Origin of the sequence: Mesorhizobium sp. LCM 4576, assembly GCF_001854815.1 — a bacterium.
GTDB lineage: Bacteria > Pseudomonadota > Alphaproteobacteria > Rhizobiales > Rhizobiaceae > Mesorhizobium > Mesorhizobium plurifarium.
Genome location: NZ_MDDT01000026.1, coordinates 106,394 through 119,358, shown reverse-complemented (window position 1 = coordinate 119,358; position 12,965 = coordinate 106,394). Strand labels below are relative to the sequence as shown.

Here is a 12,965-nt window from a genome sequence, read left to right as displayed (position 1 = left end):
GGTGACCACCAATCACAAAGCCCGTGGACGAGATGAACGATCGCACTTGCATCGTTACGCGCAGGCAGGCCGAAGCGGATGAACTGATCCGCTTCGTCGTCGGCCCGGATTCGGCCGTCGTTCCGGACATCAAGAGAAATCTGCCTGGCCGCGGTTGCTGGGTCACCGCCGATCGCCTACATATCGAGAAGGCAGCGGCGAAGAACCTGTTTGCCCGTGCTTTCAAGGCACAGGTGACCGTTCCGGCCGACATTGGCGGCATGGTCGACGGGCTGCTTTCCAGATCCGCTCTGGGTATGCTTGGCCTCGCTCGCAAGGCCGGCGCCGTCGTTCTTGGCGCCGCCAAGGTCGAAGCCGCGGTACGCGACGGGCAGGCGCTGCTCGTGCTGCATGCGACCGAGGCTTCGGACGATGGCGTCCGCAAGATCAGTCAGGCGCGGCGGGCGACCGTCCATCTCGGCGGCCCCGCCATCCTTGCCTACAAACTTTTCCCTGAGGCCGAGTTGAGCTTGGCATTGGGGGGTACAAATGTGATACATGCTGCCGTCCTCGCGCAGGACGCGGGACTGGCGGTTGAGAAGCGCGTTGTTGCGCTCGACCGATATCGGGGCGGTACCCCGAACGATCTGGCAATGCTTGCGGCCGTTGCTGACGAAGATGATGCCGCAGAGGATATGGAATGAGCGATACGAAATCGGGCGACGACAAGACGTTGAGCGTTACGCCGAAGAAGACCTTGACGCTGAAGCGCCCCGGCCTCGAGCAGGGCACCGTGCGCCAGAATTTCTCGCACGGCCGCACCAAGTCGGTCGTCGTGGAGACCAAGAAGCGCAAGTTCTCGCTGCCGGGCGACAAGCCGGAGCCGGCGGCGCCGTCTGTCTTCACGCCGAAGCCCGCCGCTCCTGTCGCCGCCGCGCCTGCCGTGCAGGAAGCGCCCAAGGCGCCGCCCCCGCAGCCGGAGCGTTCCGGCATGGTTCTGAACGAACTCTCGCGCGGCGAGATGGAAGCGCGCCGCAGGGCGCTGGAAGGCTCCAAGGCCCGCGAGGCCGAGGATCGCCTGCGCGCTCAGGAAGATGCCAAGCGCCGCGCCGAGGAAGAGGAACGCCGCAAGCGCGAGCGTGACGAATCCGCGCGCCGTCAGGCCGAGGAGGAAGCGCGCCTGCAGGCCGAGGCCGAGTCGCGGCGCCGTGCCGAGGAAGAGGCTCGCCGGCGCGCGCCGCAGGCTGCCGACGTCGCGACGGCCGATGACGAGGAAGAGGCAAAGCCGAGGCGCACGGGTGCCGGTGCTGGAGCCAGCGCGCCGCCGCGCCGTCTTGCGACGCCCGAAGTGGCTCGCCCGGCCAAGCCGACCAAGGGCGAGGAAGATCGCCGCCGCGGCAAGCTGACGCTGAACTCGGCGCTGTCGGATGACGACGCGCGCGGCCGCTCGCTGTCGTCGATGCGTCGCCGCCAGGAAAAATTCAAACGCGCGCTGCACAATGAGCCGCGCGAGAAAGTCATGCGCGAAGTGATCCTGCCCGAAACCATCACCATCCAGGAGTTGGCGCAGCGCATGTCCGAGCGCGCCGTGGACGTGGTCAAGTTCTTCATGAAGCAGGGCCAGATCCTGAAACCGGGCGACGTCATCGACGCCGACACGGCCGAGCTGGTGGCTTCCGAATTCGGCCACACCGTCCGCCGAGTCGCCGAGTCCRACATCGAGGAAGGCCTGTTCAACATCGCCGACCGCCCGGAAGACCTGGTGTCCCGTCCGCCGGTCGTGACCATCATGGGCCATGTCGACCACGGCAAGACCTCGCTGCTCGACGCCATCCGCAACGCCAATGTCGTCTCCGGCGAGGCCGGCGGCATCACCCAGCATATCGGTGCCTACCAGATCGAGAAGAACGGTCAGAAGATCACCTTCATCGACACGCCCGGCCACGCCGCCTTCACGGCCATGCGCGCCCGCGGCGCCCAGGTCACCGACATCGCGGTGCTGGWGGTGGCGGCCGACGACAGCGTGATGCCGCAGACGATCGAATCGATCAATCACGCCAAGGCGGCCGGCGTGCCGATCATCGTGGCCATCAACAAGATCGACAAGCGCGACGCCGACCCGCAGAAGGTACGGACCGAGCTGCTGCGCCACGAAGTGTTCGTGGAATCGATGGGCGGCGAGGTGCTGGACGTCGAGGTTTCGGCGACCAAGGGCACCAATCTCGACAAGCTCTTGGAAGCGATCCTGCTGCAGGCCGAAGTCCTCGACCTCAAGGCCAACCCRGACCGCACCGCCGAAGGCGCGGTCATCGAGGCGCAGTTGGACAAGGGCCGTGGCCCCGTCGCCACCGTGCTGGTGCAGACCGGCACGCTGATGCCGGGCGACATCATCGTCGCCGGCAACGAATGGGGCCGTGTGCGTGCGCTCGTCAACGATCGCGGCGAGCATGTGCCGGAAGCGCCGCCGGCAATGCCGGTCGAGGTGCTTGGCCTCCAGGGCACGCCCCAGGCGGGCGACCGCTTCGCCGTCGTCAACAACGAGGCGCGCGCCCGCGAGATCACCGAATACCGTCAGCGCCTGGCCCGCGACAAGGCAGTGGCCAGGCATGCCGGCCAGCGCGGCTCGCTCGAGCAGATGATGTCGCAGTTGCAGACGAGCGGGCTGAAGGAATTCCCGCTGGTCATCAAGGGCGACGTGCAGGGTTCGATCGAGGCGATCAATGCCGCCCTTGAAAAGCTCGGCAATGACGAGGTCAGGGTACGCATCGTCCATTCGGGCGCCGGCGGCATCACCGAAAGCGACGTTTCGCTGGCCGAGACGTCCGGAGCGGCGATCATCGGCTTCAACGTCCGCGCCAACGCGCAGGCGCGCACCGCGGCGACCGCCGCGGGCATCGAGATCCGCTACTACTCGATCATCTACAACCTCGTCGATGACGTGAAGGCGGCCCTTTCTGGCATGCTTTCGCCGGAACGGCGCGAGACCTTCATCGGCAATGCCGAGATCCTCGAGATCTTCGACATCTCGAAGGTCGGCAAGATCGCCGGCTGCCGCGTCACCGAAGGCAAGGTCGAGCGTGGTGCGGGCGTGCGCCTGATCCGCGACAACGTCGTCGTCCACGAAGGCACGCTGAAGACGCTCAAGCGCTTCAAGGATGAGGTTTCGGAAGTGCCGGCCGGCCAGGAATGCGGCATGGCCTTCCAGAACTACGAGGACATGCGCGCCGGCGACGTCATCGAGTGCTTCCGCGTCGAGATGGTGAGCAGGACCCTCTAAATTCAGGTATACTTGCCGGAATGAAACGGGCGGCGGCCGCAAGGCTGCCGCCCATACCCCTTGTGCATTTGAGACATGCCGCGCGGTCCCATCCCGCGCTCCACGATTTCAGGACCGAAGAAAATGTCCCGTTCGACACAATCAGGCCCCTCCCAGCGCATGCTGCGCGTCGGCGAGCAGGTGCGCCACGCCCTTTCCGAGACCTTGCAGCGCGGCGAGGTCATCGATCCGGTGATCGAAAACAGCGTCGTCTCGGTTTCCGAGGTGCGCATGTCGCCCGACCTCAAGATCGCCACCGCCTTCGTCTCGCCGCTTGGCGCCGGCGACGACAACGCCGTGGTCGAGGCGCTCAACAGGCATGCGAAATTCATCCGCGGCCGTGTTTCGGGCGCGTTGAGGCAGATGAAGTACATGYCGGAGTTCCGCTTCCGGCTCGATACCTCCTTCGACAATTTCGCCAAGATCAATGAACTGCTGAAATCGCCCGAAGTCGCGCGCGATCTCGGCGACGGCAAGAACAACGACAAGGACGAGGACTAGGTGGCGCGTCGCGGCAAGAAGAAGGGGCGGCCGGTCTCCGGCTGGGTGGTGCTGGACAAGCCGGTGGGCATGGGCTCGACCGAGGCCGTCTCCAAGATCAAATGGCTGTTCCAGRCCGAGAAGGCCGGTCACGCCGGCACGCTCGATCCGCTCGCCTCCGGCATGCTGCCGATCGCGCTCGGCGAGGCGACCAAGACCGTTCCTTACGTGCAGGACGGCGCCAAGGTCTACCGCTTCACCGTCGCCTGGGGCGAGGAGCGCTCGACCGACGACCTCGAAGGCCCTGTGACCAACAGCTCCAACCGCCGCCCGGCCGAAGCCGAGGTGAGAGCGCTGCTGCCGAAATACACCGGCGTCATCATGCAGACGCCGCCGCAATTCTCGGCCATCAAGATCGCCGGCGAGCGCGCCTACGACCTCGCCCGCGACGGCGAGACGGKCGAGATACCCGCGCGGGAAATTGAAATCGGCCGTTTGGATATTATCGAGCACAATGCCGACAAAACCGTCTTCGAGGTCGAATGCGGCAAGGGCACCTATGTGCGCTCGCTGGCCCGCGACATGGGTCGCGACCTCGGCTGCTTCGGCCATATCGCTGAATTGCGCCGCATCGAGGTTGAGCCGTTCACGCCGGAGGATTTCGTCACAGTAGCCGAGCTGGAAGCAGCCCGCTTTGGCGATAAGACAGAAGCGGGCCCGGACGAAGCCGCGGCCCCGATCGACTTCAGCACCATCGACGCGCTGYTGGTCGAAACGGCGGCGGCGCTCGACTGCCTGCCGCAGGTCGCCGTCAGCGACGACGCGGCAACGAAGATCCGCCTCGGCAATCCCGTCATCATTCGCGGCCGCGATGCGCCGGTCGAGGCCGAGGAGGCTTGCGCCACCGCGCGTGGCAAGCTCGTCGCCATCGGCGCCATCGAGCAAGGCATGTTCAAGCCCAAGCGGGTCTTTGTCGGGTGATTCCGGTACAGGTCTTCGTTATTTGTGCAATTCCGGACGGAAACCGCTGCACACTTCTCCTGGAATCGCTCTAGTCTTCAGCTGAGCGCGAGAGCCCAGAGAACTCATGGCAAAGGCTGACACTGGCAAGAAGCGGGCGCCGCTGAGAACCCGTCGGCCTCCGGTCGGGGCGTCGCCCGGCACGCTTATCGCCGATCCGGCGGCGCGGCGCAGCGAGCTTCGGCTGACGTTGATCTCGTCCCAGAAATACGAAACCATCGACAATGCCTCGATCGACGATCTCAACACTCATTGCGAGAAATGGCCTGTCGTCTGGCTGGACTGCACCGGGCTCGCCAACATCGCGCTGATCGAGGAGATCGGCCGCATCTTCAACCTCCACCCGCTGGCGTTGGAGGACGTCGTCAATACCGGCCAGCGGCCCAAGGTGGATTTCTACGAGGATCATGCCTTCGTCGTCATGCGCATGATCGACGATGTCACCGCGCATCGCTACGAGCAGATCGCGCTGTTCTTCGGCCGAAATTTCGTCGTCACGTTCCAGGAACGCGAGGGCGATCCGTTCGATCCGGTGCGCAAGCGCATCGCGGCCGCGATGCCGAACCGGCTGCGCTCGCGCGGCGCCGACTATCTTGCCTATGCGCTGATCGATGCCATCGTCGACAGCTATTTCCCGCCAATCGAAGCGGCGAGCGAATTGGTCGACGGCATCGAGGACGAGATGCTGAACAAGCCGCACAAGCATCAGATGYGCCAGCTGCATGGACTGAGGCGCGACGCGAACGTGCTGAAAGGCGTTCTGTGGCCGATGCGCGACGCGCTGGCGACGCTGATCCRCAATGACGTGCCCTTCGTGAAGGCCGAGACCAAGATCTTCTTCAACGACACGCTCGATCATTCGCTGCGCCTGATCGAGCTGGTCGAGAACCAGCGCGACATGCTAACGGGCCTGATCGAGATGCATGTGTCGCTGACTCAGGCCCGCACCAACGACGTCATTTCCTATCTGACGATCGTCTCGGTGATCTTCATGCCGCTGACCTTCCTGGTCGGCGTCTGGGGCATGAATTTCGATCCGCAAAGCTCACCCTGGAACATGCCCGAGCTGAAGGCCTATTACGGCTATCCCGCCTCGCTCATGTTCATGGCGATCGTTGCGGTCGGTCTGATTGCGTTCTTCAAATGGAAGAAGTGGCTTTAGCCTTTGAATTCTTCCAAAGCGCGCCGCGATCTTTCAGGTTCGCTCCCCGCGTCTTAGGCTTTTGATTTTGCGCATGTCTTTGCCCCGAAGCCGTTCCCGCTTTCGGGAGACATGCTTTGGTTTTCGCAACCAGAACCTGCGACAAGCCGGCTTGACAATTGGGCTGGTGTTTTTCCCGGAATTGCAYTATAWGCGCCGCAGCTTCGCGCCCTGACGCGTCGCTTGCACTGGCCCTTGCTGGACGACATCCCGGCTGTGGGCGTCCCGTTTCCTCCAACAGATAAGGAAAAGCACGATGTCGATCACTGCCGATCGCAAGAAGGAATTGATGACTGAATTCGCGACCGCCAAGGGCGATACCGGATCTCCGGAAGTCCAGGTTGCCATCCTTTCCGAGCGCATCAAGAACCTGACCGAGCACTTCAAGGATCACAAGAAGGATAACCATTCCCGCCGTGGTCTGCTTGCTCTGGTCTCCCAGCGCCGCAGCCTGCTTGACTATCTCAAGCGCAAGGATGACGCGCGCTACCAGACGCTGATCGACAAGCTCGGTCTGCGCCGCTGACGAATTGACCGGCGGGCCCTCGAAGGGGCCCGCCGGTCGCGCATTGGCGCATCGGATGGTCCGGTGCATCGGTGCTGAAAAAGGAATTCTTCTCCGCGCATGGCGCGTTCCGGAAGCAGTGGTTTCCGGCGTCATGCGCAAGGTCGGCCGACCAGTTGGCCAACCGRCCAACCAGTTGGCCAACCGGGTTCCGGACTGCAGAGGGCTATCCGGAGCCGCCCATGGACGGTCATGGGGCAGGATTGCAGGATGCTCGCTCGGCTTGGGGAGCCGGACTTGATCGAGCATCCCGTTGTCTTGCCCGTGGCTGCCCGAAGGAAGCCAGGAAAGGGAGAACCCGTGACCGCTAGGACGGCGCGGCCCTTTCCGCATATGAAGGACAAGATATGTTCAATCAACACAAAGTGGAAATCGAATGGGGCGGCCGTCCGCTCATCCTGGAAACCGGCAAGATCGCGCGCCAGGCTGACGGCGCGGTGCTCGCCACCTATGGCGAGACCGTCGTTCTGGCCACCGTCGTCTCGATGAAGGAGCCGAAGCCCGGCCTCGATTTCTTCCCGCTGACGGTCAACTACCAGGAAAAGACCTATGCCGCCGGCAAGATCCCGGGCGGCTATTTCAAGCGCGAGGGCCGTCCGAGCGAGAAGGAAACGCTGGTTTCCCGCCTGATCGACCGCCCGATCCGCCCGCTTTTCGCCGACGGCTACAAGAACGACACCCAGATCGTCGTCACTGTCGTCCAGCATGATCTCGAGAACGATCCCGACATCCTGTCGATCGTCGCCACCTCCGCCGCGCTCACGCTTTCGGGCGTGCCCTTCATGGGTCCGATCGGCGGCGCCCGCGTCGGCTACATCAACGGCGAATATGTCCTCAACCCGCATATCGACGAAATGGAAGAATCCAAGCTCGACCTCGTCGTCGCCGGCACCGGCGATGCCGTTCTGATGGTCGAGTCCGAGGCCAAGGAACTCTCCGAGGACCTGATGCTCGGCGCCGTCATGTTCGGCCACAAGAGCTTCCAGCCGGTGATCGAGGCGATCATCAAGCTGGCCGAGGTCGCCGCCAAGGAGCCGCGCGACTTCACCGCGCCGGATTACTCCGCGCTCGAAGCCGAGATGCTGAAGGTCGTCGGCGACGAGCTTCGCGACGCCTACAAGATCACCGACAAGCAGTCGCGCTATGCCGCGGTCGACGCCGTCAAGGCCAAGGTCAAGGCCGCGTTCGCTCCGGCCGAAGGCGAGGAAGCCAAGTACACTTCCGAGCAGATCGGCAGCGTCTTCAAGGWGCTCCAGGCCAAGGTCGTGCGCTGGAACATCCTCGACACCGGCTCGCGCATCGACGGCCGCGATCTCAAGACCGTGCGCAAGATCGTCTCCGAAGTCGGCGTCCTGCCGCGCACCCACGGTTCGGCGCTGTTCACCCGCGGCGAGACCCAGGCGCTGGTCGTCGCCACGCTYGGTACCGGCGAGGACGAGCAGTTCGTCGATTCGTTGACCGGCATGTACAAGGAGAAGTTCCTTCTCCACTATAACTTCCCGCCCTACTCGGTCGGCGAGACCGGCCGCATGGGCTCGCCGGGCCGCCGCGAGATCGGCCACGGCAAGCTTGCCTGGCGCGCCATCCATCCGATGCTGCCTTCGGCGGAGCAGTTCCCCTACACGCTGCGCATCGTCTCGGAGATCACCGAATCCAACGGCTCTTCGTCGATGGCGACCGTCTGCGGCACCTCGCTGGCGCTGATGGATGCGGGCGTGCCGCTGGCAAAGCCGGTGGCCGGCATCGCCATGGGCCTGATCAAGGAAGGCGAGCGCTTCGCGGTGCTCTCCGACATCCTGGGCGACGAGGATCATCTCGGCGACATGGACTTCAAGGTCGCCGGCACCGCCAATGGCGTCACCTCGCTGCAGATGGACATCAAGATCGATGGCATCACCGAGGAGATCATGGGCATCGCGCTGGCCCAGGCCAAGGACGGCCGCCTGCATATCCTGGGTGAGATGGCGCATGCGCTGTCCGGCGCCCGCGCCGAGCTCGGCGAGTTCGCGCCGCGCATCGAGGTCATGCACATCCCGACCGACAAGATCCGCGACGTCATCGGCTCCGGCGGCAAGGTGATCCGCGAGATCGTCGAGAAGACCGGCGCCAAGATCAACATCGAGGACGACGGCACCGTCAAGATCGCTTCGGCGAACGCCAAGGAGATCGAGGCGGCGAAGAAGTGGATCCACACCATCGTCGCCGAGCCGGAAGTCGGCGAGATCTACGAAGGCACCGTCGTCAAGACGGCCGACTTCGGCGCGTTCGTCAACTTCTTCGGCCCGCGCGACGGTCTCGTCCACATCTCGCAGCTCGCCAATGAGCGCGTCGCCAAGACCTCCGACGTCGTCAAGGAAGGCGACAAGGTTTGGGTCAAGCTGATGGGCTTCGACGAGCGCGGCAAGGTCCGCCTGTCGATGAAGGTCGTCGACCAGGCGACCGGCAAGGAAATCGTCCAGGAGAAGAAGAAGGCCGAAGGCGAGGAAGACGCCGCCTGATCGGTTTGGCTGGATAGTTTGAGACGGGCGCGCCGCAAGGTCGCGCCCGTTTTGTTTCAGGGCACGACAAAGAGTTCTACGGAGCTGATGGATGGCCGCGGAGCCGCTGAAGACGCTGTTCTACCCGTTCGAGGCCGAGGCGCTGCCGCTGCCCGGGAAGGGTGCCCGCGTTCTTTTCCTCGGTGCCGAGCCCGGCTTCCGTCTGCCTGCCGGCTTCGAGGCGGCGCTGCATCTCGTGCAGGGTTTCAGGCCACATTTTCGCGCCTTGCAGGCGTCCGGCCACRCAGTCACGCCGCGGGCGGAAGGCGAGGGCTACGACATCGCCCTCGTGCTCGCCGGCCGGCATCGCGGGCAAAATGAGTTACGCATCGCGGAAGCGGTCGAGCGCATCGCTCCGGGCGCGCCTGTCGTCGTTGCCGGCAGCAAGGACGACGGCATCGACAGCCTGCGCAAGCGGATCGACGCGCTGGCGCCGCTCGAGGGCCATCTGCCGAAGCATCACGGCGTTGCTTTCTGGTTCCGGCGGGCCGGCACGGAGGCGGCGGCGACGCTGCGCGCCGGCAACCCCGATCTTGTCGTCGAAGGTGGCTTCAARACCAAGCCTGGCATGTTCTCCTTCGATCGGATCGATGCCGGTTCGACACTGCTGGCCGCGAACCTGCCTGACGATCTCAAAGGCAATGTCGCTGATTTCTGCGCCGGCTGGGGTTATCTGGCGGCGGAAGTTCTGYAGCGTTCGCAAGGCCTCACCGCGCTCGATCTCTACGAAGCGGATTTCGAAGCCTTGGAAGCAGCCAGGGTCAACGTCCATGGCGCCATCGAGCCACGCTTCTTCTGGACCGATCTGCTCGCCGAGGCGGTCGAACGGCGTTACGACGCGATCGTCATGAATCCGCCTTTCCATAGCGGCCGCGCAGCCGAACCCGGAATCGGCGCGGGCATGATCCGCACGGCGTCGAAGGCGCTGAAACCGGGCGGCCGCCTGTTCATGGTCGCCAACCGCCAGCTTCCTTACGAGCAGGTGCTGTCGGCGGCCTTTTCCAGCCATGCCGAGATCGCCCGCGACGGCATGTTCAAGGTGTTTTCGGCGCGCCGCTAAAGCAATTCCAGGAAAAGTGTGAGCGGTTTTCCGTCCGGAATTGCGCCAGGAACAAGCGATTCCAGGAAAAGTGTGAAGCGGTTTTCCGTCCGGAATTGCGTCGGGAAAGAAGCGGCGCTTACTGCACGCTGACGATGCGGGCGGGCTCATGCGTGCCGAAGGCGGGCCGGGCTTCGCCGAGCTCGACCTTGAGCGGTGCCGGCCGACCGAACAGATAGCCCTGCACAACCTCGCAGCCGGCGGCCCGAAGCAGCGTGGCCTGGTTCTCGGTCTCCACGCCCTCGGCGATGATACCGACGCCCAGCGCACGCGACAGGCCGACAATGGTCGAAACGATCGCGCCGGAGCTGGAGTCGGTGTCGATGCGGCTGACGAAGGAACGGTCGATTTTCAGCTTGCCGAAGGAGAAGTCGATCAGGTAGCTCAAATTGGAATAGCCGGTGCCGAAATCGTCGACGGCCACCGAGATTCCCATCTCGGCAAGCTGCTCCAGGATCGCCGCGGCGCGGTCGCGATCCTGCATCATCGCCGTCTCGGTGACCTCGAGCTCCAGCCGCGACGGCTTGATGCCGGTCGATTCCATCACGTCCCGCACGATGCCGACGAAATCCCTGGTCATGAACTGGACAGGCGAGATGTTGACGGCGACGAAACAGTCCTGCGGCAGGTACCGGGCGTCGCTGCAGGCCTTGCGCAGCACCCACTCGCCGATCGGGTTGATCATGCCGGTTTCCTCGGCGATCGGAATGAACTYCATCGGCGGGATCATGCCGCGCTCCGGATGCTTCCAGCGGATCAGCGCCTCATAGCCGACGACGCGGCCGCTCGGCAGGTTGAGCTGCGGCTGGTAGTGAAGGCTGAAGTCGCCGCGGTCGAAGGCGGTCTTCAGTTCCGACTCGATCCACTGCCGATAATCCGCCACGCGGCCCATATCGGCGTGGAAGACGGACCAGTTGCCGATGCCGCTGGCGCGCGCGTTCTGCAGCGCAAGGTTCGAGCGGCGCAGGATCAGGACCGGGTCGRCGCCGTCCTTCGGCATCGCCACGATGCCGACCGACAGGCTGACCGACTGCAGATGGCTCTGCAGCTGATAGGGCTCCATCATCTCGTTGATGAGCTTCTCGATGAGCCGTTCGATCGAACCCCTGATGTCGCGGTCCGGCAGCAGCACGCCGAATTCGCCGGCGCCGATGCGCCCGATCACCGCGTTCTTCGGCATAACCTCCTTCAGCCTGCTGGTGAAGGCGCGGATCAGTTCGTCGCCCTGGCTGTAGCCGATGGCGTCGTTGATCTGCTTGAAGCGGTCGATATCGATGTCGATCAGGAACATCGGCTCGCCGGTTCGGATCGTCCCGGAGGCGGCCTCGGCTATCTTGCCGACCATCGCCTGACRCGCCAGCAGGCCGGTCAGCTTGTCGAAATGGGTTTCCTTGAAGACATAGGCCACCGATTCATCGACGCCCGCGAAGAACGACAGCGCGGCTCCGCCGGCGGCTAGAGCGCAGAGCGCGGCGATGACGTCGGCCATCGTTTCGGCTGGTATGCCGGCCATGCCGTCGCCGAAGCCGAACCGCAGCCCCCATAGTCCAAGGATGAAACTGCCCATGCCCGAGCTGGCGATGGTGATCAGCCGGAACAGCGGAGTCCGTTTGGGATTGCTGACTGCAGGCATGCACGGTCCCTAGATTAGGGGCCCTTATAGCGGACATCTCCTTAAAATGAGTTTCCGCCGATGAATGCAATTTTACTGGAACGCTACTATCGCGGCCGCAAACTATTCGCGCCGGAGCAATTCCAGGAAAAGTGTGAGCGGTTTTCCGCCCGGAATTGCGTAAAACAAAAAGATAGCGCGTTTCGCCGTTTCCATGAAACGGTGAAATGCGCGAGAGCATGATCCCGAAAAGTGGGAACCGGTTTTCGGAGAAAGATCATGCCCCACAAAGAGTTAGATCGTAATGGCGATTCAACGAAACGCCATCACGATCTAGCCGTCGGTCTGCTTCAATTCCTCCAGTGCCGGCATCGAAACGATGTGATAGCCGGAATCCACATAATGGATTTCGCCGGTGACGCCCGACGACAGGTCGGAGAGCAGGTAGAGCGCCGAGCCGCCGACTTCGTCGATGGTCACGGTGCGGCGCAAAGGCGAATTGCGTTGCTGGTAGGAGAACATGTGGCGGGCATCGGACACGCCGGAGCCGGCCAGCGTCCGCACCGGCCCGGYCGAGATGCCGTTCACCCTGATGCCGCGCGGGCCGTAGTCGTTGGCGAGGTAGCGCACGCTGGCCTCCAGCCCGGCCTTGGSGACGCCCATGACGTTGTAGTTCGGCATCACCCTGACCGAGCCGGCATAGGTGAGCGTGATCATCGAGCCGCCATTGCCCATCAGCTTGGCGGCGTTGCGGGCGATCTCGGTGAAGGAGTAGCAGGAGATCACCATGGTGCRCACGAAATTGTCGCGGCTGGTGTCGGCGTAGAGGCCCTTCAGTTCGTTCTTGTCGGAAAAGCCGATGGCGTGGACCACGAAATCYAGCCCGCCCCAGGCCTTGCCGAGGGTCTCGAAGGTCGCGGTGACCGAGGCGCTGTCCTCGACGTCGCAAGGCACGATCAGCGAGGCTCCCACCTTCTCGGCCAGCGGCTTGACCCGCCGCCCGAAGGCGTCGCCCTGGTAGGTGAAGGCGAGCTCCGCCCCATGTTCCGACAGCTTCTTGGCGATGCCCCAGGCAATCGAATGGTCGTTGGCGACACCCATGACAAGCCCGCGCTTGCCCTTCATCAACCCGTCCATAAAAGGCAATCCTTATAAA

10 protein-coding genes are annotated in these 12,965 nt (G+C 63.9%); 8 read left to right on the top strand and 2 right to left on the bottom strand.

The genetic code is table 11. The annotated features are described in order from the left end of the window. Positions 1 to 32: 32 nt before the first annotated feature. The 8 genes from LCM4576_RS17855 (at position 33) to LCM4576_RS17820 (ending at position 10,158) form a co-directional block, all read left to right on the top strand. On the top strand, positions 33 to 683 hold the full coding sequence (locus tag LCM4576_RS17855; protein ID WP_116390063.1) for an RNA-binding protein: 651 nt from the start codon (positions 33 to 35) through the stop codon (positions 681 to 683). Beyond that, positions 680 to 3,256, top strand: coding sequence for a translation initiation factor IF-2 (gene infB, locus LCM4576_RS17850; protein ID WP_071033448.1), 2,577 nt, complete (start codon positions 680 to 682; stop codon positions 3,254 to 3,256). The genes LCM4576_RS17855 and infB overlap by 4 nt, the downstream gene beginning before the upstream one ends. A 123-nt stretch (positions 3,257 to 3,379) precedes the next feature. Further along, positions 3,380 to 3,796 carry a 30S ribosome-binding factor RbfA gene (gene rbfA, locus LCM4576_RS17845; RefSeq protein WP_071033446.1) on the top strand — a complete coding sequence of 139 codons (417 nt, stop codon included), beginning with the start codon at positions 3,380 to 3,382 and terminating at the stop codon, positions 3,794 to 3,796. Further along, a complete protein-coding gene (gene truB, locus LCM4576_RS17840; protein WP_071033444.1) occupies positions 3,797 to 4,756 on the top strand; it encodes a tRNA pseudouridine(55) synthase TruB in 960 nt (319 codons plus the stop codon). A 106-nt stretch (positions 4,757 to 4,862) separates the two neighbouring features. Beyond that, positions 4,863 to 5,957 (top strand): magnesium/cobalt transporter CorA, encoded by a 1,095-nt coding sequence (corA, locus tag LCM4576_RS17835; RefSeq protein WP_071033442.1) that lies wholly within the window; start codon positions 4,863 to 4,865, stop codon positions 5,955 to 5,957. Between the two features lie 253 nt (positions 5,958 to 6,210). Continuing rightward, positions 6,211 to 6,522 carry a 30S ribosomal protein S15 gene (gene rpsO, locus LCM4576_RS17830; RefSeq protein ID WP_274534970.1) on the top strand — a complete coding sequence of 104 codons (312 nt, stop codon included), beginning with the start codon at positions 6,211 to 6,213 and terminating at the stop codon, positions 6,520 to 6,522. Positions 6,523 to 6,908: 386 nt separating this feature from the next. Beyond that, complete coding sequence (pnp, locus tag LCM4576_RS17825; protein WP_071033441.1) at positions 6,909 to 9,059, top strand: polyribonucleotide nucleotidyltransferase; 2,151 nt, start codon at positions 6,909 to 6,911, stop codon at positions 9,057 to 9,059. A gap of 91 nt (positions 9,060 to 9,150) precedes the next feature. After that, positions 9,151 to 10,158 (top strand): class I SAM-dependent methyltransferase, encoded by a 1,008-nt coding sequence (locus LCM4576_RS17820; protein ID WP_071033439.1) that lies wholly within the window; start codon positions 9,151 to 9,153, stop codon positions 10,156 to 10,158. A 118-nt stretch (positions 10,159 to 10,276) separates the two neighbouring features. Here LCM4576_RS17820 and LCM4576_RS17815 read toward each other — a convergent pair whose 3' ends face one another. Beyond that, positions 10,277 to 11,830: a bifunctional diguanylate cyclase/phosphodiesterase gene (locus tag LCM4576_RS17815; protein WP_071033437.1), complete on the bottom strand. Its 1,554-nt coding sequence runs from the start codon at positions 11,828 to 11,830 to the stop codon at positions 10,277 to 10,279. A 312-nt stretch (positions 11,831 to 12,142) separates the two neighbouring features. After that, entirely contained in the window at positions 12,143 to 12,946 is an 804-nt protein-coding gene (gene fabI, locus LCM4576_RS17810) for an enoyl-ACP reductase FabI (protein WP_071033434.1), read from the bottom strand. Positions 12,947 to 12,965: the final 19 nt, after the last annotated feature.